22 protein-coding genes, 1 tRNA gene and 1 other RNA gene are annotated in these 25,888 nt (G+C 42.9%); 17 read left to right on the forward strand and 7 right to left on the reverse strand.

The features are described 5' to 3' along the window. Positions 1-112 precede the first annotated feature (112 nt). The 4 genes from I3252_RS08000 to I3252_RS08015 all read left to right on the forward strand — a co-directional run bounded on the left by I3252_RS08000 (position 113) and on the right by I3252_RS08015 (position 4,668). On the forward strand, positions 113-1,129 hold the full coding sequence (locus tag I3252_RS08000) for a cell division protein ZipA C-terminal FtsZ-binding domain-containing protein (protein ID WP_238034807.1): 1,017 nt from the start codon (positions 113-115) through the stop codon (positions 1,127-1,129). A gap of 346 nt (positions 1,130-1,475) precedes the next feature. Beyond that, positions 1,476-3,563, forward strand: coding sequence for an NAD-dependent DNA ligase LigA (gene ligA / locus I3252_RS08005; RefSeq protein ID WP_238034808.1), 2,088 nt, complete (start codon positions 1,476-1,478; stop codon positions 3,561-3,563). A 73-nt stretch (positions 3,564-3,636) separates the two neighbouring features. After that, positions 3,637-4,242 (forward strand): DUF6338 family protein, encoded by a 606-nt coding sequence (locus I3252_RS08010; protein ID WP_181209547.1) that lies wholly within the window; start codon positions 3,637-3,639, stop codon positions 4,240-4,242. Positions 4,243-4,509: 267 nt separating this feature from the next. After that, entirely contained in the window at positions 4,510-4,668 is a 159-nt protein-coding gene (locus I3252_RS08015) for a hypothetical protein (RefSeq protein ID WP_181209548.1), read from the forward strand. A 49-nt stretch (positions 4,669-4,717) separates the two neighbouring features. Here I3252_RS08015 and I3252_RS08020 read toward each other — a convergent pair whose 3' ends face one another. The 6 genes from I3252_RS08020 to I3252_RS08045 form a co-directional block, all read right to left on the reverse strand. Then, a complete protein-coding gene (locus I3252_RS08020) occupies positions 4,718-5,248 on the reverse strand; it encodes a transposase (protein ID WP_238034809.1) in 531 nt (176 codons plus the stop codon). A gap of 86 nt (positions 5,249-5,334) precedes the next feature. Next, complete coding sequence (locus I3252_RS08025) at positions 5,335-5,898, reverse strand: hypothetical protein (protein ID WP_238034810.1); 564 nt, start codon at positions 5,896-5,898, stop codon at positions 5,335-5,337. 345 nt (positions 5,899-6,243) lie between these two features. Then, positions 6,244-6,657, reverse strand: a complete 414-nt coding sequence (locus I3252_RS08030; RefSeq protein ID WP_045443583.1) for a hypothetical protein — start codon at positions 6,655-6,657, stop codon at positions 6,244-6,246. Positions 6,658-6,991: 334 nt separating this feature from the next. After that, a complete protein-coding gene (locus tag I3252_RS08035; protein WP_238034811.1) occupies positions 6,992-9,451 on the reverse strand; it encodes a YgiQ family radical SAM protein in 2,460 nt (819 codons plus the stop codon). Positions 9,452-9,681: 230 nt separating this feature from the next. Further along, entirely contained in the window at positions 9,682-10,437 is a 756-nt protein-coding gene (locus tag I3252_RS08040; RefSeq protein ID WP_238034812.1) for a hypothetical protein, read from the reverse strand. A 142-nt stretch (positions 10,438-10,579) separates the two neighbouring features. Then, positions 10,580-11,047: an Lrp/AsnC family transcriptional regulator gene (locus I3252_RS08045; RefSeq protein WP_045453648.1), complete on the reverse strand. Its 468-nt coding sequence runs from the start codon at positions 11,045-11,047 to the stop codon at positions 10,580-10,582. A 262-nt stretch (positions 11,048-11,309) separates the two neighbouring features. On the opposite strand from I3252_RS08045, the gene rarD reads away from it, so the two are divergent. Then, a complete protein-coding gene (gene rarD / locus I3252_RS08050) occupies positions 11,310-12,332 on the forward strand; it encodes an EamA family transporter RarD (protein WP_238034813.1) in 1,023 nt (340 codons plus the stop codon). A 104-nt stretch (positions 12,333-12,436) separates the two neighbouring features. Here the strand turns inward: rarD and smpB are convergent, their stop codons facing one another. Continuing rightward, a complete protein-coding gene (gene smpB, locus I3252_RS08055) occupies positions 12,437-12,913 on the reverse strand; it encodes an SsrA-binding protein SmpB (protein WP_045453654.1) in 477 nt (158 codons plus the stop codon). Between the two features lie 359 nt (positions 12,914-13,272). On the opposite strand from smpB, the gene coaD reads away from it, so the two are divergent. The 12 genes from coaD (at position 13,273) to I3252_RS08115 (ending at position 25,646) form a co-directional block, all read left to right on the forward strand. Continuing rightward, a complete protein-coding gene (gene coaD, locus I3252_RS08060) occupies positions 13,273-13,791 on the forward strand; it encodes a pantetheine-phosphate adenylyltransferase (protein WP_238034814.1) in 519 nt (172 codons plus the stop codon). A 102-nt stretch (positions 13,792-13,893) separates the two neighbouring features. After that, on the forward strand, positions 13,894-14,142 hold the full coding sequence (locus tag I3252_RS08065) for a YfhL family 4Fe-4S dicluster ferredoxin (protein ID WP_238034815.1): 249 nt from the start codon (positions 13,894-13,896) through the stop codon (positions 14,140-14,142). Positions 14,143-14,145: 3 nt separating this feature from the next. Beyond that, positions 14,146-15,486 (forward strand): adenosylmethionine--8-amino-7-oxononanoate transaminase, encoded by a 1,341-nt coding sequence (gene bioA, locus I3252_RS08070; protein WP_238034816.1) that lies wholly within the window; start codon positions 14,146-14,148, stop codon positions 15,484-15,486. A 43-nt stretch (positions 15,487-15,529) separates the two neighbouring features. Further along, entirely contained in the window at positions 15,530-16,249 is a 720-nt protein-coding gene (bioD, locus tag I3252_RS08075) for a dethiobiotin synthase (RefSeq protein WP_238034817.1), read from the forward strand. A gap of 66 nt (positions 16,250-16,315) precedes the next feature. Then, positions 16,316-16,698, forward strand: an RNA gene (gene rnpB / locus I3252_RS08080) — RNase P RNA component class A. 119 nt (positions 16,699-16,817) lie between these two features. Then, positions 16,818-16,894, forward strand: a tRNA-Met gene (locus tag I3252_RS08085). Positions 16,895-17,132: 238 nt separating this feature from the next. Next, positions 17,133-17,945, forward strand: a complete 813-nt coding sequence (locus I3252_RS08090) for an ABC transporter permease (protein ID WP_238034818.1) — start codon at positions 17,133-17,135, stop codon at positions 17,943-17,945. 40 nt (positions 17,946-17,985) lie between these two features. Beyond that, positions 17,986-18,657 (forward strand): ABC transporter ATP-binding protein, encoded by a 672-nt coding sequence (locus I3252_RS08095; RefSeq protein ID WP_238034819.1) that lies wholly within the window; start codon positions 17,986-17,988, stop codon positions 18,655-18,657. Then, positions 18,635-19,741: a capsule biosynthesis protein gene (locus I3252_RS08100; protein WP_238034820.1), complete on the forward strand. Its 1,107-nt coding sequence runs from the start codon at positions 18,635-18,637 to the stop codon at positions 19,739-19,741. Before I3252_RS08095 ends, I3252_RS08100 begins: the two co-directional genes overlap by 23 nt. A 55-nt stretch (positions 19,742-19,796) precedes the next feature. Next, positions 19,797-21,578, forward strand: a complete 1,782-nt coding sequence (locus I3252_RS08105; RefSeq protein WP_060490417.1) for a polysaccharide biosynthesis/export family protein — start codon at positions 19,797-19,799, stop codon at positions 21,576-21,578. 80 nt (positions 21,579-21,658) lie between these two features. After that, positions 21,659-24,241, forward strand: coding sequence for a capsular polysaccharide biosynthesis protein (locus tag I3252_RS08110; protein ID WP_238034821.1), 2,583 nt, complete (start codon positions 21,659-21,661; stop codon positions 24,239-24,241). Positions 24,242-24,413: 172 nt separating this feature from the next. After that, entirely contained in the window at positions 24,414-25,646 is a 1,233-nt protein-coding gene (locus I3252_RS08115) for a capsular biosynthesis protein (protein WP_238034822.1), read from the forward strand. Positions 25,647-25,888: the final 242 nt, after the last annotated feature.

A 25,888-nucleotide genomic window follows, 5' to 3' on the forward strand; every position in this document is an offset into this window, starting at 1 on the left:
CCTCACGGTAAACGATGACTATATGGTGACGATATTCATTAGCCATGCTAGACTATTGCCATTTATTCCCTCTTATGTATTCCCTTTTGTCATATATTAGGATGTATCTCTTATGACCGCTATTCAGTTTATATTGATTGCCATTGCCGCATTTATCATGCTTGCAGGGCTATTTATGGTCATTCGTAGCTTTAAGCGCCGCAATAATGCTGAAGCGGTAGCGGTCAATTATGATAAAAACGGTATTCCTATCATACCGCGTCATGAACGCAATATCGTCGATCAGCCAGACTTGGATGATACAGTCGCTGGCGAAACAAGTATCGCCCCTGATCGCAGTTATCTAAATGCGGTGGTCGAAGACGAACCTTTGACCCAACCTCATACCCATGTTGATACGCAGCTGACAGCTGGGCATGCGGATGTTAATGACAGCGATACTGGCACAATAGATGATGCTGATTATGTGCGCTGGCAAGCAGAGCAGCAGCGTGCTGACAATAGCGAGTTTGCAGAAGCCGCTGAGCAGATGCATATCGAGCAAGAGCCTGATGCATTTTCTAGCTTGATGTCGGCAACTGACAGCTTGATGCCCTCTATTGATACCGCAGACGAGCCAAGCTTCGATAATAACAGTCCGATACTCGATCAGCATCTCTCAGAGCCAGTGGATGAAGCGCAAAACGGTCCACTCATCAATGCCAAAGACAACATTAATATCACTATCTTGCCGCATCAATATCGCGACCGTCCAGCCGCAATTATCCGTGGTCGTGACTTATTGGCATTAATTGATAAGTATGGTCTGCGCTATGGCGCGATGAATATGTTCCATCGCTATGAGCAAAAAGACGGCACCGGTATGCTCTGGTTTAGCATGATGGGCATCACCGATAGTGGTATCGCGCCTTTTGATCCGCATAGCGTGGCGACCAATACTTATAATGGCGTGGTAGTATTCTTATCGCTGCCGCATCCACAAGCGCTGCGTAGCTTCGATAGTATGATGAGTATTGCTTACATGATGGCAAGTGATTTGGACGCCATTATGCTCGATGAAGAGAACGAACCAATCACCCCTGAATACAAGCAGCAATTGCGTAACCAAGTTCGCGATTATGAAGGTTAGTTTTAATGTATGAATACAGGTTGATCAATAAAAGCTGATTCATATTAGCAGTATTCTAAAAGGCAAATAGCGCTTGACGTTATTTGCCTTTTTTAGTTTTTGGTTGACGCGTTTTTTATTAGCCTGATTTTCTATAAACTTGGTTTTCAACAGAATTATTTTTCTGCAAAATGCTAGAGTCGGTTCAAGATAATTTAGATACAAGGAAGGTGAGAGAAAGTACTACACATAGTAGACTGAGCGAGCCTGACACAGTATCTAATTTATATAGGAACGACTATATCCGAGCATCCTACAAACTTGTTATCATATCGGCATCTTGAATCGCAAAGAAAAGACGCCGACTATGACTGACCCTATCTCACCGCTTACCTCTAAAGACACTAATAAAGACATCAATACTGCGAATCCTATAAAAAATGATGATGCTATCGTCACCCAGATGCGCACTTTTATCGATGCGCTTAAGCAGCACAATTATGCCTATTATGTGCTTGATAATCCCATTTTAGAAGACAGCGAATACGATCAGTTGCGCCGCTCTTTGTTGGCGCTTGAAGAAAAATATCCCGATTTGGTACAGCCAGACAGCCCAATTAACCAAGTTGGCGATATGCCACTATCGGCTTTTACTCAAGTCACTCATGATATTCCGATGCTCTCGCTTGGCAACGTCTTTGATTATGATGAATTACATGGCTTTATGCGCCGCGTGAATGATCGCCTCAACGATGCGCAGAAAAACCCTGAATACGAGATGGAGCTAAAGCTAGATGGCTTGGCGGTGTCACTCAAATACGCTTATGGCAAGTTTGTCCAAGCGGTGACACGCGGTGATGGGCAAACTGGGGAGGACATCACCCAAAATGCCAAAACCATTCGCAATTTGCCACTTTGGCTCGCGGCTGCAAGCGATATTCCATTATTAGAAGTGCGCGGTGAGGTGCTGATGCCGAAAGCGGGCTTTGAGCGTTTGAATCGCCTTGCTGAAGAAAAGGGCGACAAAACTTTTGCTAATCCACGCAATGCTGCTGCTGGGAGTTTGCGTCAGCTAGATCCCGCCATTGCTGCTAGCCGTCCGCTCGCATTTTACTGTTATTCAGTCAATCAAGGGTTGCCTGAGCATATCAAAACCCAATCGGCAGCGCTTGCATGGCTAAAGACCATTGGCTTTACCGTCAGTGCGGTGGAAGTAGTGCAAAATCCACGTGAGGCTCAAGCTTATTATGAATCGGTAAAGGAGACACGTGGCGAGCTGCCGTTTGAGATTGATGGCATGGTCATCAAGGTAAATAGCTTGGCGCTGCAGCAGCAGCTTGGGTTTTTATCGCGTGAGCCGCGCTGGGCAACCGCTTATAAATTCCCTGCCGAAACCGTCATGACACGCTTGCATGCTATCGAGTGGCAAGTCGGACGCACGGGCGCGATTACGCCTGTTGGCAAATTAGAACCTGTGAAAGTCGGCGGCGTCACGGTCAGCAATGTCACCTTGCATAACTTTGGCGAGATTCAGCGCTTGGATGTGCGCGCAGGCGATATGGTCAGCGTCCACCGTGCAGGCGATGTGATTCCTAAAGTGACCCGTGTTTGGACAGATCAACGTCCAGAAAATTCTGAACCCGTTACATTGCCATCGACCTGCCCAGTATGCGACTCACCTGTGGTGTTGCCCAAAGATGAAGCGTTGGCGCGTTGCACTGGTGGGCTATTTTGTCCCGCGCAGCAGGTCGAGGCGCTCATTCACTTTGTCTCGCGTCGGGCGATGGATATCGATGGCCTAGGCGCAAGTTGGTTGATTAGCTTTTTTGAGCATGGCTTGGTGAAGACAGTCGCTGATATCTATCAATTGCACAATCATCAAGACGAGCTGATTACGCTTGAGAAGCTGGGCGAAAAGTCGGTACAGAATATCCTCAGTGCTATCGAAGCCAGTAAGTATACGACATTGGCTCGCTTTATCTATGCGCTGGGTATTCGCGGTGTCGGTGAGACGACGGCGCAGAATTTGGCGCAGCAATTTGGTGACATTGATAGCCTGATGGCTGCTGATATCGATAAGCTACTGCAAACGCCTGACGTCGGTGCGATCACCGCTGAACTTGCTTATAAATTCTTCCGCGCACCGCACAATATCGAAGTTATCACGGCATTACGAGAAGCTGGCGTGCACTGGGATAAGGTTGAACAGGTAGCGTCAGAAGGATTGCCGCTCGATGGGCAAACGTGGGTCATTACGGGCGCACTTGATAGCATGGCGCGTGATGAGGCCAAAGCGAAACTACAGGCGCTTGGTGCTAAAGTATCAGGCAGCATCTCAGCAAAAACAACGGCTCTACTGGCAGGTGATAAAGCTGGCTCGAAGATGGCGAAGGCAGAGAAATTAGGCGTAAAAGTGGTGGGTGAAGAAGAGTTTTTGGCGATAGTTGGGGAATAGGATAAAACATGAAATGTTATAGAAGTTTTAGTTATAATGACATTTGTTTGATAAAATAGAGCGACGTATAAATATGAATTTTTTAGAAGTTGATAAATTAATTATATTTATTTTGTTTATTGTGCCTGGGTTTATTGCAATAAAAACTTATAATTTTTTATATCCATCAAACATTAAATTTTCTGAGCAGGTAGTTGATGCTGTTTCTTATAGCTCAATAAATTATGCATTATGGATAGTACCTAGTTTTTACACGTACAAATATTACATGAATATAGGTAGTTTCTTTGTTCTTGGTGCACTAGCTGTCGTAGTATTGTTCATTTCGCCTGTTGGCTTGGCATTTTTCTGGAAATGGATAAGAGGGGTTAAGTATTTTCAGAAATTTGCTGTACATCCAATAGGAAAGCCATGGGATTACTACTTTGCCAAAAAGAAAACTGGCTGGGTAATAGTTAATATGAACAGTGGTAAAAAATTGGGTGGCTCTTATGGAGTTGATTCATTTTCGTCAAGCTACCCTCATGAAGAGCAAATTTATATAGATGAAGAATGGGTTATAAATGCAGATGGTGGTTTCGAAAGGATTGTAGAGCAAAGTGCAGGTATCATAATTTTCTTAAAAGATGCTGAGTCTGTATCATTCTATTATAGTGGAGATGAACTAAATGACGACTGAGATTAACAAAGATCGAGTTGTTAAACGTATTATCGATAAGGGTTATCAGCCGAGTGATGAGGGTTATAAACCTGAGCCTCATAGACCTGGGCATAGGCCTTCAACATCTGAAAGTAAGCCTAAAAATCCTCCTAAGAAGCGTTGATAATATATTAAATAGTACATGCGCACTATTTAATAAGAATTACACTGTAGAAGCACAACGTAATAAGACATGACAGCAACTGTCCTAGTAAACTATTTTTTGTGAAATTATAGGGTTCTCAAATGAGTAATAAAATTAACGATGATAAAATAAAAAGCTGTTTTATTGGGGATGGCTATCAACCAAGTGATATAGGTAATAAGCCTAATGGCAGGCCTCAAACTGGGCATACACCTGAGCGTTCTGAAGCTAAACCTGTAAATCCACCTAAAAAGCGCTGATTATATTATTGAGTTAGCGTAGGGTGCGCCCAGCGCACCTAGAAAAAAACTACTCTAATTTATCTGAAAAACTCTCTGAAAAACCAATTGACTCATTACCCCAGTCTTCCGCATAAACACCTTGCTTCACATAACGATGAAAGCTCGAATATGGCCAGTCTACTACCTTTTTAACTAACCCATGCTTAACAGGATTATAGTGCAAGTAATCCATATGCCTTATGAAGTCTGCTTCGTCTTTTATTTCATGTTCATAAAATCGACGTTGCCAAATACCTCTTTCGCTTCTTTTAATTTTTGAACGGCTTAACACATCTATTGGTAAATGATATTGCGGACAGGCTTGGGTGGTTAATCGTTTTATCTGCGACCAACGCATACTATAATTAGCATCGTCAGTAGGCATTTTCCAAATACAGTGTAGATGGTCGGGTAGTTGTACCCATGCAATGATTTTAAAAGGATATTTTTGTTGAACTTGTTTGATGCTTTTTTTAAAGGCTTTTAAGAAGTCATCTTCACACAGTATTTTTCTTCGATCGTATGACACCAAAGTAAAAAAGTAGGTAGCACCTTTCATGTATGAACGAATGTATTGTGACATTTATATTTACCGTATGAATTTTAATACGCTATCGGTGCGCAGGGCGCACCCTACAAATTAAATTACTCCACTACCTCTCCATGCGCCTTCGCTTCACCTTTTTTACCATCTGGCTGTATCACGATAGGCAATACCAATCCTTTCGCAAAGTCATCAGACAGCACATAGTCATAGCTACTGGCAGCGACATCAGGCGTGGTATGAATGATGAGTTTCATCTCATTGCCATCGGTTAGCTCATGTAAAACATAGCTTTCACTTAGCTGATCCAACGCTTTAGATAGTGCTTCATTACTTGCCATGCTCACCGTCAGATTATGCTGAGCCGTCGCATTATCTACCTTGAAATACTCTGCATAATCACGGACATTTTGGCTATCGAGCGCAAACGGATATTGATAATTGGCAGGGTCAGCGGGCTTTTCACCGCTATCCATGACTGACCAATCAATAGTCTTAGTGGCTGTCGTTGATGAGTCTGCGGTCGCCACCACTGGCTCAGAAGCTTGAGCGGCAGTTTCAGCATTGTTGTCGCAGCCTGCCAGTGCCCACATGCTGGCAGTAGCGATGATCATCATATTCATTAGGCGCTTAGCCATCGACGTATCCTCAGTATTATTAATCATAGACAATGTCCTATCAGCGCTATTTTGACAGGTTTCTTGATGCTTCTCTAGACAAAAGCAGCAAACCGTTCATTCTAATCAATGCTTAACCTGAATCTAGGGTTTTGATGTCAGTTTTTATATAGCCGGTACAATATAATTCAGATACAAGGAAGGCGAGCGAAAGTACTACAAATAGTAGACTAAGCGAGCCTGACACCGTATCTGATTTATATAGGATTGACTATACAGACATTCAGCGCCATTATTGCTTAATCAATACGCAAAAAAACAGCCATCCTATGATGACTGTCTTGTATATGTCGCTGGTTTTTTAAAACTGGCAGGCTGTTTATAGCTAGCTAATTAGATTTGGCAGTTTACTTGATATTCTTTACCGTTTGCCCATTTGATGGCAAAAATACCTTTGTCGCCTTTCATATGCCATGCATAGACAGCTTCTGGGTTTGACTCATTAACGTAGCTTGCGGTATCACCTTGCACATCACCATTTAAGATGATTGGTTGCTCAGCCCATTTTACTTTAGGCAAGGTTGCATTGAGCATCACTTGTTTTTTATTAATAGATTGTTTAGCCATGATGGTGCTGTCGTCAGTACAGGTATAAGGTGCTGGTGCCATACGATCATAAGCGGCATCGGTGACGCTTTCTGATGCAGGCGTGTTTGATGCATTTGGCGTAGTAGGAGCTGTGGTCGCACAAGCACTTAATAGGGCAAGGGTAGGTAGGGCAACAGCAAATTTAGTTAGGGTGTTCATGGCATTCTCCAAAGATATAAAAATCATAATGTATTTATTTTTAATAATGCGTTAAGCATATAGCGCATATGGTAACGAAAACAGCGCTTGAAGAATGTTAGAAATTGTTTGTTACGTGTTCATTAAGTTACTTAATCACTGACTAATGTAACGCATCATTTGGCGCGTTTTGGTCGGTATTTAAGCTTTGATTACGTATTTATTAAAAATAAGCCGCTTCAAAGGAAAAAGCGCCTATCGATCTTTTGACCGATAGACGCTTTTTTATGAGATTAAATAAGTGTTCGTCATTCATTTAAGCATCTGTATTTAGCACTGAGATACAGAGCTTTAACTACTTGGTTTTACGCGGTGGCAGACCAGTATGCTGGGTTTGGAAATTGCCTTTGCTCACGCGCTTTTTGGTATTTTTGCTGACCGTGTTTTGACTCGCAGCGCCTTTAGCGGATGCGCCATTGGTTGACGAATTATTATTACGCTTCACCGAGTCATTACCGAGGCGGCTGTTCTTTTTACGCGCCGATTGATAGCTGTCTTGTGCCGCATCGCGCCCTTCTAAACTGGCGTTGAACGGCGGGATTAAGCAGCCACGATTTTTACCAATCAAATCACCACGACCCATATCTTGCAGAGCTTTACGCAATAATACCCAGTTTTTTGGATCATGATAGCGCAAGAACGCTTTATGCAATTTGCGCTGCTTACCAGATTTGACGATATCCATGTCACCTTCATCACGGCTGATCTTATGTAGCGGATCTTTATGCGTGTGATACATGGTGGTCGCTGTCGCCATCGGGCTAGGATAAAACGCTTGTACTTGGTCAGCGCGGTAGCCATGGCTTTTTAGCCACAGCGCAAGGTTCATCATATCCTCATCTTTCGTGCCCGGATGCGCGGCGATAAAGTAAGGAATCAGATATTGCTCTTTGCCAGCTTCTTGGCTGTACTGCTCAAACATGGCTTTGAATTTATCATAGCTGCCCATGCCCGGCTTCATCATTTTCGATAAGACGTTTTCTTCTGAATGCTCAGGCGCAATTTTTAGATAGCCACCGACATGATGGCTGACCAATTCTTTGACGTATTCTGGGTCTTTTACCGCCAAGTCATAGCGCAAGCCAGAGGCGATGAGAATCTTTTTCACGCCTTTGATATCACGCGCTTTGCGATATAGTTTGGTCAAATTACTGTGATCGGTAATCAAATTTTCGCAGACGTCAGGATAGACACAAGAAGGCTTACGGCAATTCTTTTCAATGGTCTCATCTTTACAGCTCAGACGATACATATTGGCCGTTGGCCCGCCAAGGTCAGAGATAACGCCAGTGTAGTTAGGTGCGGTATCACGAATGGCTTCGACTTCTCGTAGGATAGATTCTTCCGAGCGGTTTTGGATAATGCGTCCTTCATGCTCAGTGATTGAGCAGAAAGTACAACCACCAAAACAGCCGCGCATGATGTTGACCGAAAACTTAATCATGTCATAAGCAGGGATGCGTGCATCGCCATAGCTTGGATGCGGCAAACGTGCGTACGGCAAGTCAAACACATAATCCATCTCTTCGGTCGAGAGCGGAATCGGTGGCGGATTGAGCCAGACATCGATGGAGGTGTGTGAGTTACCAGCGCCGCTACTATGACGTTGCACGATGGCACGGGCATTACCCGGATTGGTCTCAAGATGTAAGATGCGGCTGGCATGAGCGTATAATACAGGGTCAGATTTGACGTGCTCATAATCAGGCAGACGAATGACCGTCTTTTCACGTGGTGGCATTTTTATTTTATGCTTACGCGCCGTCATTGGCTTATCAAAACCACGCATTTGCACCACTTGCGTTTCTTCGTCAACTTGCTCAGCATTTAGAATTTTATTGGCAACTGGTTCAGAAACAAAGCCCGGATACTGTGAAGCCATTCCTGAGAGCGCTTGCCCAACTGGTGAATCGCTGGGTTTGTCTTGTTCGATTGAGCATTGATCCACGTCTTCGGTCATCACATATGGATTGATAATCGGGTCAACACGGCCCACGGTATCGACGTCATTACTAGCAACTTCGGTCATATCGTCTTGCCAATGGCGGCGTGTTGGCGTCAACAGGTATGATGTACCGCGCAATTTGCTCATTTGCTCAAAGCTGTAGCCTTTTGACAGACCATGTACCACATCGACGATGGCGCGCTCAGCATTACCGTACAATAAAACATCGGCACGGGCATCCATCAAGATACTACGGCGGACTTTGTCCGACCAGTAATCATAATGAGCGATACGGCGTAGGCTGCCTTCGATACCACCTAGGATAATTGGCACATCAGGATAAGCTTCACGGCAGCGCTGGCTATAGACGATAGCGGCGCGGTCAGGGCGTTTATTTGCCACGTTGCCCGGCGAGTACGCATCATCGCTACGAATCTTGCGATCGGCGGTATAGCGGTTGATCATGCTGTCCATGTTGCCTGCGGTCACGCCGTAAGCATAGACAGGTTTGCCCAATTCCATAAACGCGTCTTTGCTCTTCCAATCTGGCTGAGCAATGATACCCACGCGAAAGCCTTGTGACTCTAGTAGACGACCGATAATCGCCATACCAAAGCTTGGATGATCGACATACGCATCGCCTGAAATGATGATGACATCACAGGCATCCCAGCCCAAATCATCCATCTCTTTGCGGCTCATAGGCAAATAAGGCGCTGGCTCGTAACAGCTTGCCCAATGTTTGTCGTAGTCGTAAAGTGGTTTGGTGCCTTGTTTAAAGGCGGTGCGGGCGATGGTATCGGCAGACATGAGCGGACCTGTTAATTAGAAAAATGGCACTAAAAAAAGCCGTTATTCATTAAAAATATTAACGGCTCATTTAAAAGCGCTCATTTTAACATGAATTGTATTCATGATGTGATAAACGATGACAAAGAATTGACGATAAGTTATTGATAGTTTAAGTAATCTATGAATAAAAAGGCTTGTAGAAACTAAGCGAATCTTTATTCCAAATCATCGTTTATAGTAAGGATTTACTACTCTAATAACTGAAATGGGAAAGTAACTACGTCAAAAGCTAATGCAAAAGGCAATAAAACCAGCTTTTGCGCCGTATTAGCGCCACTACGAGACACTTGTTTTTGCTGGCTTTGGGTATAAAAACTGACCGTATAAGGTTTGCTTAAGGCACGATAATTCGACTGAATCATGCTTAAATTACTCACTTGCGGATAAATAGCGCCTTTGACAGGAACGCTAAAGCAAAAACGCTGAGCATTGATACGTTGGTCACTGGCTGAGGTGCATTCTTTGCCGTTGTTTTGCAAAAAGAACTGATAGTCAGAACGTTTAAATTCATCTTTTAGTTTGGCATAAGACAGCTTCATCTCTCCCTGAAAGTAGCCATCATTATTGGGCACATAAAAATTCATCTCATTATCGACTTGGATATTTTTTGGTGTCAAATTGGTCAGTAAATTCACCATCTCTGTCCCACCTTGGGTCAGCACGTAGCTGTTCTTTTCGCCAACGATAACCATGGTCGCGTTGGGCATTTTTGGCAATGCCTGTGCAGGGCGACCAAAGGCCACGATTTGATCTTCAGACAAAACGTGTTTAGTCGTTGTGGTGCTGACTCGATTGTCACTGTCTAATAATGAGCTAGTGGCACAGCCAGAGCTGGCGAACAATGCCGCAAGTGATGTACCGACTATCACTGTCTTAAAGCTTAATGCTTTTAGTACTGGATTATTACTTTCTTCTTTTCTAATGGTACGGATGTTTTGAGTCATGGTAAGGCTTCCTTGTCTACTAGGCGATGGACTATTAGTGTGGCATCTATTATTTACTGCCAAACTTTCGTTGATATCGTACCTTGTTTGACCGCGACTTATCTACTTTTAATTAAACAGCCAAGCAGTTTTCATAATCAAATTAATCGAGCAAAATCTTTGTACCACTTTTAGTAAAGTTCATCACAAATTGGCTTTTAAAGTTGCGCACATTATTCTCATAGGTGAGCAAACCAGTCGTGAATCGATGGTAGTCACTCATATTTTTGGCATTGACCATCAACATAAAATCCGCATCACCAGACACCTCATAACAGCTCATCACCTGTGGCTGTGTATTCATCAAGCGCTCAAACCGATGTTGCATCGAGGTATTTGAGCGCGCCATCTCTATCATTACCACAGCAGTGAGTCCGTAACCAACTTTATTTGGGTCAACGATAGCGACTTGCTTGGTAATGACGCCATTGCTGATTAATGCTTGGATACGGCGCTGGGCAGTTGCGATAGACACATGCACTTGTTCTGCCACGGTTTTTAATGGCAAGGTCGCATCGTCCTGTAGCAAGTTTAAAATCGCTTTATCGATATCATCTAAAACTTGACTCATGGTGTTCTCTCTTTTAGAAAGCGTTTCATTCACTGGATTTTTTATAATTATTATCACTATAAGTAAAAATTTAAGAAAATATTTATTTTTAAAGGTTATAAAAGATAAATTTATTCATAAATAGATTTTTATAGCAATAATATATCAACGACACTCAGTAAAATAGGTGCTATTAATCAAGGTCTAACAATTAAAACCTAGCCATAACAAATAAAAGCTCACAGCTGGTTTTCTAAAATCTATTTAAACTTACGGTGTCTTTATGTCTATCTCAATGCTTTCTACTGTATTTGCAACTACGCTCGCAACGACTGTCTCACGCTTGCCATTGCCAGCGATTTGGACGGCGGGTAGCGCACAGCAACGCACATTAATTTTGGGCATCATACTAGCAATCTTGTCGAACCTTTTATTTGGCGTGCTGTATGCTTACAGCAGCTTTTTGGCGCCGTTATCAGGTACGCAAGTTTTTATCTGGCGGATGCTAGCAATGTGGGCGGCATTGATATGCTATCTACTGGTTAGTGGACGTTTAGGCTTGCATGTCAATAAAATAAAAAATCTAGTATCAATTAAACAGTGGGCGTGGTTACTATTGCCCACACCGATATTCTTAAGCCAATTTTGGTTATTTATGTGGGCACCGGTCAATGGGCAGGGCGTACAAACCGCGATGGGGTATTTTTTATTTCCGCTGATGATGGTTATATTTGGTTGCGTGCTATTTGGTGAAAAATTAAGCCGTTTGCAATGGTTGGCGGTTGCATTTGCTGCATTAGGAGTCGGCAGTGAAATTATCCGTACGCAAAGTGTCTCTTGGGCAACGCTTTGGGTCTGCGGCACGTATCCGCTGTATTATATTTTGCGTCGTCTGCAAGGGATTGGCGCGGTGACTGGATTATTGGTTGATTTAACGATATTTGCACCATTTGCTGTGGCTTATTTGTTTTTATTCGCACCGAGCAGTTTAAGCTTAGTGAGCGGTTCTGGCTTTTTTATCCTGATGCTGGCGGGACTTGGTGTCATGAGCGTGTTGGCCATGAAAACCAATGTGGATGCCAGCCAAATGCTGCCAGTAAATGTCTATGGCATGATGAGCTATTTAGAGCCTGCATTATTATTTATCTTAGCCGTGACAGTGCTAGGCAATCCTTTCGAGTCAGCGATGATTTATAGTTATGGTTTGATTTGGCTCGGTATTGTCTGTCTGATTATGCACGGTATACGTCAATTACGCAGTGCTCATAAACAATCGCAAACGACAAAGATTGCGCCAGTTGTTTGAAAGTTAATAAGTAAAATAGATTGAACAAATAAAAACGGACGATTCAGCATAAAGTTGAATCGTCCGTTTTTTTAAGATTAACACCAATCTGTTGAAAGATGGCTTTAATCTAAATCCTTCTTAAAGCCACGCTGCTTATCACGTTCCCAATCACGGTCCTTAAGCGTTTTGCGTTTGTCGTGCTGTTTTTTACCCAGTGCCAAGCCAATTTGACATTTCACCAACGAGTTTTTCCAATAGCAGGATAATGGCACGCAGGCATAGCCTTTTTGGTTGACTGCACCCATTAACTTTTCGATTTCGCGGCGATTAAGCAGCAGTTTACGGGTACGGATACTATCAGGACTGACATGCGTCGAGCTGGAAAGCAGCGGTTGAATATGGGCACCAAATATAAATGCCTCATTATTACGAAAAATAATATAGGCTTCGGTGATGGTCATTTTACCCGCGCGAATGGCTTTTACTTCCCAACCTTGTAACGACAATCCTGCTTCAAACGTTTCTTCAATAAAATACTCGTGTCGAGCTTTTTTGTTCGCACAAATTTGATTCTCTGGTTTTTTTGATTTTTTTGACATAATTTCTCCATAAGGACTGCCTACAACTACAAAGTCCTTATCTGACTAGTCCTACTGATTCCTCATCCTAACTCAATAAATGGCATTGTCTTTTATTTGGTTTATAAAATGGATGAGTCGAACCGCCTATTGTAGCAAAGCCTCTAACAAAAATGTAAGTCGGCTATTAGGACAAATGTAGCCAATATAGTCGAAGTCATTTAAGGGGGGGTACACAGCAATCGGGCGCAAACAGAAGACTGAGTACATTAAGTGAGGTTAAGGCGGTAACTATTTACAAATGCATCGACGATAAGTATTAAGTTTGAGCAAAATTTGCTAGCATATAGCCTACTATTACTGACCCTATTAGCCACGCTATGAGCCACTCTACTTCTGCTAACTCCTCAAAGCTGCACACTAGAATTTTATATCCTGGTACCTTTGATCCTATTACCAATGGTCATGTGGACTTGGTCACACGCGCCACCAAACTGTTTGACGAGGTGGTGATTGCGGTTGCCTCAGGACATCACAAAAAGCCTTTATTTAACTTTGAGGAGCGCGTCGCCTTAGTCGAGACGGTATTTGCTGACTTACCACAAGTATCGGTGGTGGGTTTTGAAGGTCTACTCGTTGACTTTATGCGTGAAAAAAACGCCACTGCTGTCTTACGTGGTCTGCGTGCGATGTCAGATTTCGAATATGAGTTTCAGCTGGCCAATATGAACCGTGAGCTTGATGAAAACTTTGAAGCGGTTTTTTTGACGCCATCGCAGAATTACTCATTCATCTCATCGACGATGATTCGAGAAATCGCCAAACTCGGTGGTGATGTGACTAAATTTGTCCCGCTATGTGTGTCACAAGCTTTTGCTGAAAAACTCAATCTTAGATAGCAAAATACCCACTGACAATGAAGATGTGTCGAACATTTAAACGCATCGAAATCGTCAACGCCAATTGTATAAGTGCTATAAGTAAAATATAAGGAGCAGTCTATGGCGTTATTAATTACTGATGAATGCATCAACTGTGATGTGTGCGAGCCTGCCTGCCCAAACGAAGCCATCTCAGAGGGCGATGACATTTATGTGATTGACCCTGATTTATGCACCGAATGCGTCGGTCATTTTGATGAGCCGCAATGCGTAGTCATTTGCCCTGTCGATTGTATTCCTCATGATCCCAATTATGTCGAAACCGAAAGCGATTTGTTGTCAAAATATAAACGCATTACTGGTCAATAAAATATGACAGAATCACTCTCATCTACGAAATCAACGAACGACTTTGACCAGCAACATCTCTGGCATCCTTATGCTAGTCTACCGCCGACTTATCCTAATATTGTGATTGATCACGCTGATGGTATTTATATCGTCACGCAAGATGGTACGCGTCTGATCGATGGTATGTCATCGTGGTGGGCGAGCGTCCATGGATATAATCATCCCAAGCTGAATGCAGCGATGATTGAACAATTGGGTAAAATGGCGCATGTCATGTTTGGTGGTTTGACCCATCAACCCGCAATAGACTTGGGCAAAAAACTGCTGTCAATTGTGCCTGCTGGACTGGATGCCATATTTTATGCCGATAGCGGCAGCATTGCGGTAGAAGTATCATTAAAAATGGCATTGCAATATCAAATTGCCGCTAAGCGTCCACAAAAGTGCCAATTTGCCTCGACCCATTCTGGCTATTATGGTGATACGTGGCATGCGATGAGTGTCTGCGACCCTATTAATGGCATGCACAGTCTCTATGGTAAGCAATTACCGATGCAGCATTTTGTCGCAGCACCGCCACTGGGCTTTGAGCGTGATATTAGCCAGTCTGAATATGATGAATTAACGGATTTCTTTGATAAAAATAGCGATAAGTTGGCTGGATTTATTATCGAGCCGATTATTCAAGGCGCAGGCGGCATGCGCTTTTATAGTCCTCAATATTTACAACTGCTTCGCAAATTGTGTGATAAATACAAAGTAGTACTAATTGCCGATGAAATTGCTACGGGTCTTGGGCGTAGTGGCAAATTATTCGCTTGTGAGCATGCGAGTATCAGCCCTGATATCATGACGATTGGCAAGGCATTAACTGGCGGTTATATGACATTTGCCGCAACATTGTGTACGCGTAACATTGCCGATACCATTAGCCAAAGTGATTATCCGGCACTGATGCACGGTCCGACCTTTATGGGCAATCCGCTGGCCTGTGCGGTTGCGTGTGCCTCGATTGATTTGATTATGTCTTATGATATTGAAGCACGTACTGCAAATATGCAATGGACTATGGAGCAGCAGCTAGCGCCAGCTGTGCTGCTAAAAGGTGTTGCTGAAATCCGTTGCTTGGGTGCAGTCGCCGTCATTGAATTACAAGAAGCGGTTAAGATGCCCGTCTTTCAGTCGCTACTTATCGAGCATGGCATTTGGGTCAGACCATTTGGCAAATTGGTGTATATCATGCCGCCTTATGTCATTACTAATACTGAGCTTGTGACTTTATGCCAATCTCTATTAAAAGTAGTTACAATTTATCTGTCGCAAATATCGAGTGCAGCTTCGAATAGTGAAGTTCATCAATAAAAACTGTCTTATACACCAGTCAATGTCTTTCATAAGGTGTGCTATGAGTGTTCTATTTGTTTCAGGTATCGATACCGATATCGGTAAAACTTATGCTACTGGTATCATTGCCAAATCATTGATGCAGCAAGGCGTCAACGTCATCACTCAAAAACTGGTGCAAACTGGCGTGGCGATGAATGCTAATACTGGCGAGATGGGAATTGCTGATGATATCCTTACCCATCGTCAGCTGATGAACCTTCCGTTGCAACCTTGCGATCTTAATTTCACCACTTGTCCTTACCGTTATGAGAAGCCTGCATCACCGCATTTATCCGCCGCACTTGCCAATGCAACTTTAAACCCTGAAATCATCACTAAATCTACGCAGCAATTGCAACAAAGCTACGATGTGGTGCTCTTAGAAGGCGCAGGCGGATTATTAGTGCCAATCACTGAGCAACTATTAACTTTAGATTATATTGCTGAGAAAGGCTATCCGGTTGTTTTGGTCACCTCAGGTCGGCTTGGTAGCATCAATCACACGTTACTGAGTTTAGAGGCAATAAAAGTACGTGGGTTATCTGTACATAGTGTTATTTATAATCATATCCATGATAATGCTGCTCAGACGGATGTTGAGATTGCAAATAGCACAATTGATTTTCTACAAAACTATCTAGCACAGCATTATCCAATGGCGCATTGGTTAGCCTTATCTGTACAAGAGCATGATGGCAGTGGCAATATGGATTTTATACTCCCTAAAAACTTTGTATAAATCAGTGCTAAAAATAAGACAAAAAAACTTTCCGAAAGCCTCATTAATTTTGCTATACTAGCGCGCTTGGTAGGCTAGGCAATCGCCGCTGCACACTGGCAACAGAAATGCAGGGGAGGAAAGTCCGGGCTACATAGGGCAGCGTGCCAGCTAACGGCTGGGCAGGGTAACTTGACGACCAGTGCAGCAGAGAGTAGACCGCCTTTGGCTTATATGAGTATCGCAAGATATTCATGTCATCGGTAAGGGTGAAAGGGTGCGGTAAGAGCGCACCGCGTGGCTGGCAACAGTTCACGGCATGGTAAACTCCACGCGTAGCAAGACCAAATAGGCATCGGCATGGCGCGGCCCGCGTTCGATGCGGGTAGGTTGCTTGAGCGTACGAGCGATTGTGCGCCTAGAGGAATGATTGTCCACGACAGAACCCGGCTTATCGGTTTACCAAACCTTTTTTATTGTTCGTGATAAAAATGCAGAAAATTTGAATAAAATTCATATTTTCTGCAAAAAATGCCCTTATAGGGGTTGACGACAGTCAACATCTTGGGTAAAATGTGCATCCTAAAATGGCGATGTAGCTCAGCTGGTTAGAGCGCATGACTCATAATCGTGAGGTCAAGAGTTCAAGTCTCTTCATCGCCACCATTTTTAGCAATACCTGCAATATTAAAAATGCCAATCATTATTTGATTGGTTTTTTTTTGCCTGAAATAAATTATTTAAGAATATGGTGAATGGCTCAATACGCACCATAAAACATTATAATTACCTACTGATTTCTTGCTAAATCATAGCTTTATCTATTTAGGTACAGATTAATTGTTGTAACTTATGTCCCGCTTACTTATCATAGGGGCTGTTTTCGGTAAAGTCCTGTAACGCCATGTCTGTACAACTACCTCCTTATCGTCCTATTAAGCATCGCAGTGGTCTAAAAGTCATGGGTGCCGCATTTCATGCTTTGCTGATGCGTGAGCTGCAAACGCGCTTTGGTGGTTATCGCTTGGGCTATCTGTGGGCGCCATTAGAAATCATTTTTCAAATGCTTATATTTCTAGTGATTTTTGGCGTGATTATTGAACGTGCATTACCAGGGATGAGCTTTCCATTGTTTTTAGTTGCTGGAATGGTTCCTTTTCGCATGTTTCAGACTATTGCGACTAGAGCACTAGGGGCTGTTGAGGCCAATCAAGGACTTTTGATGTACCGTTCAATACGGCATATTGACGTCATTATTGCCAGATCAGTTTTAGAGCTTATTATTTATTTTTTAACATTTATTATATTGTTGGTTGGCTTGGCTTTCTTTAATGATTATGCCAGTTTGGGAAATCTACACATTCTATTATTTTGCTGGATAACGCTGTTTATGTTCAGCTTTGGTATTGCCTTAATTATGATGATTATAGGTTATTATGGGGGTGAAATTACCAAGGTAATTACGATTATTTTTACCATATTGTATTTTGCTTCAGGTATCCTTTATCCCATCCATATTGTTCCAGAGCCATACTTCAGTTATTTACTCTATAATCCTTTTATCCATAATATTGAGTTGATACGACACGCTTTAGCGCCTAATTATCCCGCTTATCATATTGACATAACCTATTTTTTAAAGTGGACGGTTGCAGTAAATTTCTTAGGTCTGCTCATGTATAAAGCGGTAGAAAGAGACTTAATACGTTCTAAATAAATCATAAATTGTGATACCAGTTTTAACTTAGGGCAAACAGATGATTGAGATTAAAAATGTTTCTAAGTCATTTATGACCAAACAGGGTCGGCATTATCTATTTAAAGACCTAAATCTGACCATTGGTGATAAAAAAAGTGTGGGTTTACTCGGTCGTAATGGTGCGGGAAAATCAACTTTGCTGCGTATTATTTGCGGACTAGATAAGCCCGATCACGGAGAGATTATCACCAACTCGACGATTTCTTGGCCAGTAGGGGTAGCCGGCGGTTTCCAAGGTAGTCTGACTGGTCGTCAAAACGTTCGTTTTGTTTGCCGTCTTTATTCAAGCGGTCCCTATATTGACGAAAAAATTCGTTTTGTCGAAGAGTTTGCAGATATCGGTAATTATTTCGATATGCCGGTAAAAAGTTATTCATCAGGGATGAAAGCACGCTTAACATTTGGCTTAAGCTTGGCTTTCGATTTTGATTATTATATGCTCGATGAAGCAGGCGCTGTTGGTGATGCGGCTTTTCGTAAGCGTAGTGAAGAGATATTGGCCGCGCGCCGTGAACAAGCAGGATTTTTAATCGTATCGCATAACATCGGTGATATTAAGCGTAATTGTGATATTGGTATTGTGCTAATGGATCAAACAGCACACGTCTTTGAAGACACAACAGAAGCGATTGAGGTATATGAAGAGCATGTCCATAAAGCGAAAAAATAAGATAATTGACTTCTCGCTATTTATTGGCTTGGTGGTCCTTCCTTGGGTGTTGGTGATATTTTATGTCATGACCATTGCTCATCCGCGGTTTGTCTCGACGGCTGATGTGGTAGTCAAACAAGTCAGTGATACCAGTGTGCCTTCTGGTGGTGGGCTGTCTGCCTTGTTGGGTGTAAATAGTACCAGTAAAGAAGATGCGACTTATCTGACCGAGTATATTCTATCTAATGATATGGTGAAGCGCCTTGATAATAAGTTCAAGTTCCGCGAAGCTTATCATGTCGATGGCTCAGATCCACTCAATGAGATTGAGCCTGATGCCACCCAAGAAGAGTTACTTGAGTACTTTAAAAGACGCGTGCACATCAATCTTGATGAACAAAGCTCTGTGCTGTCAGTATCGACAGAAGCCTTTGATCCAAAATATGCTTTTGAGCTCAATAAAACGATCCTGAATGAATCTGAGCAGTTCGTTAACCGTATTTCACAAGAGGTGGCTCGTGATCAGCTGGTATTTGCTGAGACCCAGCTAGATGAATCACAAGATCGCCTAAATGATGCCAAAGAGCAGCTATTAAAGTATCAAAACGAAAATGAGATCTATGATCCACAATCCAATGCTCAAATTGTGAATCAGCTGATTGGTAGCTTGCAAGCGCAATTAAGCTCATTACGTACCGAAGAGCGTCAATTACTCAGCTATCTCAATCCAGATGCACCGCAAGTGGTGTCATTAAGAAGTCAGATTAAAGCGGTTGAGGAGCAAATCAATCAAGAGCAAACCAAGCTGACATCACCGAATACCACCAAGTTGAACCGTCAAGCGGTACAGTTTGAGACTATCAAGGCAGATGTTGATTTCGCTACTGAGCTCTATAAATTGTCGTTATCTTCACTTGAGAAGGCACGTTTAGAAGCCTTTAAAAAAATGAAAAATTTGATTGTCATCTCAACACCATATCAAGCTGAAGAAGCAACTTATCCACGCCGTGCTTATATTATTTGGACGTCGCTAGCATTACTTTTGATGCTTTATGGATTTGTGCGACTAGTGATGGCGGTTATCCGTGATCATCGTAGCTAGTTTTAACACACCAGATATCAGTAATGATCGATAGATCAGCAAAGGAATACCACTCATGAATATGAAACCACGTCCTCTTGTGACCGTGATAAAAGTGTTAAGTTTGGCCATGGCAGCCAGCAGTGTATCAGCACTAGCAGCAGGCAGTTATGCTGATCAAATTTCAGGATCTAGCTTTGGCACCAGCAATAACAGCATGAGTCAAGACCAAAACAGCAATAACATCAATGTCTCAACACAGGCATTTGCAGGTGGTGTATCAGGACAGGCGACCGCGCAAGAAGCGGTTAATGCCTCAAGCTTGCCAAGTCAGTCAGTCATCAATACCACGCGCCCCTATCAAGACATCAATACGCAAGACATGATGTTTGGTGAGCAGCTCTTCCGTGGAGCATTTTCGACTACCTCTGGCTCTACCTTTAATGACAGTTACGTGATCAACCCGGGTGATAACGTCCAAGTACGGATGTGGGGCGCTTATCAATATGCGGCTACCATGACCGTCGACCCACAAGGCAATATTTTCTTGCCAAATATCGGTCCAGTACGTGTCTCAGGTGTGCAAAATGGCAGTCTGCAAAATGTGGTAAAAAGTGCTGTCAGTCGTATTTATCGCTCGAACGTTGGCGTGTATGCTTCATTAGAGCAAGCACAGCCAGTGAAGGTGTTCGTAACAGGTTTCGTCAAGCAACCAGGCTATTACGGCGGTTTAGCAGCAGACTCTGTATTGTCTTATTTGGATAGAGCAGGCGGCGTTGACCCAACACGTGGTAGTTATATTGATATTCAAATCAAACGTAATGGGCAAATGCTACAGCAAGTCAACCTGTATGATTTTTTACTAGCGGGTAAATTACAAGCATTCTCTTTTCGTGACGGTGATGTGATTACGGTCGCGCCGCAGAAAAAAACCTTTGAAGTAGGCGGTCAAGTTCAAAACGAATATACCTTTGAATTTGATGTGAACGATCTGACCATTGGTGATGTATTGCAAGTGGCCAATCCAGCAGCAAATGCCACCAACGTTAGTATCACTCGCAGTGCAGGACGTGCACAGACGGCGGAATATTACTCGTTGGCAGAAGCTCAAAACGTGCCTGTTTATAATGGTGATCAGATGGTAGTTACCTCCGATCGTTATGCGGGCACAATCGCGGTGCAAGTAAAAGGTGCGCATACGGGTAATGGTGCCATGGTTGTGCCATATGGCGCTCGCTTAAAGGATATCGTGCCACAGCTACAGCCAAGCCCACTCGCTAAACTGACGCATTTGACCATTTATCGTGAGTCTGTTGCTGAGCAACAAAAACGCATGATTAATGAGTCGCTCGATCGTCTAGAAGAGCTGACGCTTGCCACGCAGTCGACCACTCGTGAAGAAGCAGCACTGCGTCAAGACGATGCAGCGTTGGTTAAGCAGTTTGTTGCCAAAGCGCGTAATGTTAAAACGACGGGTCAAATTGTTGTCGTCCCGAATTCGTGGCAGGATATTATCTTACAGCAAGGTGATATCATTGAGATACCTGCGCAAACGTCTGTCATTACCGTTAATGGTCAAGTACGAGCACAAGGCGCGCTGACCTTCAACCCAGATTATACCGTTGGTGATTATGTTGCCAATTCAGGCGGTTTCTCTGACAATGCTGATGTTAAAGAAATCTTGATTATCCATCAAAATGGCGCCAGTGAGGTGGTCAATACCGCTTACCGTATCCAGCAAGGCGATGAGATTATGGTATTACCAAAAGTCAAAACCAAGCGCGTAGAAATTGCTCGTGGCTTATCGCAAATTGTTTATCAGTTGGCCATTGCTGCTAAAGTGGTTCTCGATTTATAACCATTATTGAAAAGTTGTATAACAAGAGAAAAAGTCATCTGCATAGATAGATGCAAAAGTAATGAATAAGGGTGTTAAAAATGGCAAAAAGTGCGGCAGATGATGTCAATGTGGCAGTGACCTCTCACTCTGATAATGCCCTGCTTTTGCCATCATCCCAATACCAATTGCCACAGCATTTGGCGGTCATTGGTAAGGGTATGCGTCAAAACAATGTACTTTTGTCTCAGGTATTGCAGGCAGATATTCAGCGCTGGTATCCGTGGTCAGGTATACCGCAACGTATCAATGCAGGTAAAACGCTTTTACTGTCTGCATTGCCATTACCAAATATGATAAAAAATCAGATAACTCATTTGTCCAGTTCCTCTCTCTCTTTTCAGCAACCCGATGCCTTTATCGGTTGGGGTCGTAAAAAAAGTTATCAACGAGCTAATAAAGTGGCTAAGCGGCAAAAGCTTGAGACATTAAGTGTCGAAGATGGCTTTTTGCGCTCATTAGATTCTGGTATTAGTAGCCGTCATGGCCTGAGTGTCGTCGTTGATGACCTTGGTATTTATTTTGATACGACGCATGACTCACGCCTTGAGCGGCTGATTATTGAGCGTACTAAAAACGCTACTACGCCTAATAATTACGAAATAGATGACGCGCGTGCGCGGCAATTGATGGCACGTATTTGTAATGAGCAGCTCAGTAAATATAACGCAGTGATCGATTGTCCATCCTTGGATGAATTGATAAGTGAAGACGGCGTTAACACAACGGCAGATTCATTGAAATCGCATGTTTTATTGATTGACCAAGTGGTTGGTGATGCTTCTATCACCGGTGCGGGCGCGGATAAACGTCAGTTTAAGAAGATGTTAAAATCTGCGTGTCGTAATCATCCTCATGCCCATATTTGGATAAAGGCACATCCTGCGTCAAAATCAGGATACCTGACCCGTTTAAAACTACCTAAACAGGTTCGGCTATTAACTCAAGCACTCAATCCTATACAGCTATTAGAGCAAGTTGACCATGTTTATACGGTCAGCTCACATATGGGCTTTGAAGGGTTGATGTTAGGTAAAGCAGTACATTGCTTCGGGGTCAATTGGTATAGTGGCTGGGGTCTAACTGATGACAGCGGCGCACCCAAAAAGCTGCTTGAAGCGGTCGAGAAACGTCGTCAAAAACTTGTCAGCAAACTGCTAGAGTCTAGGGGACATTCAAATCCTGCGTTGTTTCCTACATCATTTGCTAAGAAAACATCTGCGACGTTAGAAACGTTATTTTATAGCGCTTATATAGATTATAGTCGTTATGTAGATCCGGCCACCAAGCAAGCCTGTGATATTGATACAGCGATAGAATGGCTAGTGATTAATCGATATTGGCAAGCGCGCCTTGAAGGGGATCTCACGATATATGAATTTAGTCGCTGGAAATTACCATTTGTAAAAGCTTTTACGAATCTACCGCGTACGACATTATTTATCAAACCCAAGCCACGTCTCAAGAATCTACTGCATCCTGATCATTTTCGTGTTGATTATCAGCAGCCTCTACTAGTGTGGGGTTTGGCTAAGCGGCAACAAGTACAAAATAAATTACAGCGTAAGCTTGAGAAACAGCCGCATTTATCCCTACCGTCTATATACTGTATGGAAGATGGGTTTATCCGCTCAAATGGTTTGGGCGCGACGTTGTTAGCACCGTTGTCGGTCGTCATAGATAAGCAAGGTATTTATTATGATGCAACCCAGCCCTCAGATTTAGAGACGTTGCTACATCATTGTCAAGCATTGAACCCACAGCAAAGTATCCGTGTAAAACAGCTGCAAGATAAATTGCTGAATCAGCGGGTGAGTAAATACAATGTTGGAGCTGATGTCGACAGTGCTAATAACCAGCATACTTCGTGGATGGATGATGCTAGGGTATCTGGCAAGCGCCGTCTGCTTATCATCGGTCAAGTCGAAGATGATTTATCGGTGCAGTACTGCGGCTCAACGATCAAAACCAACAGCGGCTTGATTGAGCGTGTATGCCAAGACAGTCCTGAGGCTTATCTTATTTATAAGCCGCATCCTGATGTTGAAGCAGGGCTAAGGGCTGGTAAGGTTAGCGCAGAGTTTTTACAACAGGTCAGTGCCGTCGCCTATGATACCGCGATGCCTGATTGCTTAGAGTGTGTCGATGAAGTACATACGATTAGCTCATTGACTGGCTTTGAGGCGTTGCTGCGTGGTTTAGACGTTACTTGCTACGGCTTACCGTTCTATGCTGGTTGGGGGTTAACGGCAGATATTGATGCCCAGTTATCACCGAAAGCTGACTATTTAGAGAGACGAAAACGCGACACTACATTAACGCTTGAGCAATTATTATATTGTGCGCTTATTCGCTATCCTTTATATCGTTTGCCTAATGGCTATGGGCTTGCACAAGTAGAGCAAGTGATTGACTATTTATACCCTCCTAAAAGCGCTCCTTTGCTTAAAGATATTCATAATACAGAATCTCAAGCGCAAATATCTAACCCTATAAATAGCTCGATTAACCATGCGACTTCAGTTTTATCCATGTTATCTGAAAATTTTCAACGCCAAGCGACGACTCGTTTTATGCAGCAGCGTCATCAATTGCAGCAGCGTCTGCGTAAACTATCTCGTTAGTTTATTCTAAACTTGAGACGCAAATCCATTGCGACAAGTAGGGACTTTTTCGGTATAATCAGTGATGATTGATTTGTATTCACACGGCTTAATATTCAAGTTGTTTAATAAGTACTCCCGCTTTTATCCTTCATCTTCTCATTAATGGTAATTCAATACTATGGCAGCTTCGATGTCTCACTTGCTTACTCATCGACATGTCCTGCTGTTACAAGGAAAGATGGGCGGATTCTTCAACCGTTTTTCGACATTTCTGCAAACTCAAAATATTAAGGTTAGTAAGATTAACTTTAATGCAGGTGATGCATTTTTTTATCATCATGATAATACCTATGAATATACTGATACCTTAGCGCAGTTCTCTTCTTGGTTGCAGGCTTTCATTGAAGAAAATAGCATTGATGCGATTGTCTGTTTTGGTGATTGTCGTCCGCATCATACCCAAGCTGCTTGTATCAGTGAGCAGTTGGGCACCTCTTTTTTTGTATTTGAAGAAGGCTACTTGCGTCCCGATTACATTACATTGCAAGAATATGGCATTAATGGCTATTCGCGCTTAAATACGGCAGATATTAAAGCGCTCAAAAAAGCCAATGATAAACCACTGTATACTCACAATCGATTTTATCGTTTGAGTATCGCTGCGATTGTCTACTATATTATCGTTTGGATATACAAAAGTCGCTATCCGCATTATTCGCACTATCGCGGGATGACGGCGTGGCAAGAAGCAATCGCTTGGCTCAAAGCACCATGGCGTAAATTGCGAGGGTATTTACCTGATAAGCAATTGCAAAATAAGCTGACCAAAGAACAAAGTAATAATTATTTTTTGATTAGTTTACAAGTGCATAATGACTCGCAGATTACCCATCATAGTGACTACCGTGATGTGGTGCAGTTTATTGATGAGTCTATTGCCAGCTTTGCAGAGTATGCTGATAAGCAGCAATTACTGGTATTCAAGCATCATCCGTTAGATCGTGGTCATCGAGATTATCGCGAACTGGTATCTAGCTTGGCTAGACGCTATCAAGTGGCGGAACGTGTGTTTTATGGTTGCGACATGCACCTGCCAACCTTGATGAAACACAGTATTGGGATGGTGACCATCAATAGCACGACAGGTTTGCAATCGGTATATCACAAAAAACCTACCAAGATCATGGGTCGCGCGATTTATGATACGCCGAAACTGATAGATCAGAAACCACTTAATGAGTTTTGGCAACAACCTAACCACCCAGATAATGAGTTTTATCTTAGATTTCGTGAATACTTGATAGAGCAAACTCAGATCAACGGGGCTTTTTACGGTAAGTCACCATGGATGTATAAATATCTGCATAGCGCAGGATGTGAACCCATAGAGAGCGATCTGTCCAAAACCAATACCCCTCAGTAGATTATTGATTGTTCATATCCAGTTAGCATGAGTCTTGTCGAAGTGAATAAGGTGCTATCAAGCGGCTCGCTTTCTATCTGTACAGTTATCCGCTCGTAACTTCACTTGTAAATACTCCCTCTGCTAATAAAATCGCCTTACTTTATGGTAGAAAACTGCTAGAATACTCTTTCATGCCTGCGCATAAGAGTTGACGTCCTGAGCGGTTGATTGGAGATGATAATATTGGCAAATAAGCTGAT

The sequence above is a fragment of the Psychrobacter sp. Ps4 genome (assembly GCF_022129285.1).
GTDB lineage: Bacteria > Pseudomonadota > Gammaproteobacteria > Pseudomonadales > Moraxellaceae > Psychrobacter > Psychrobacter immobilis_A.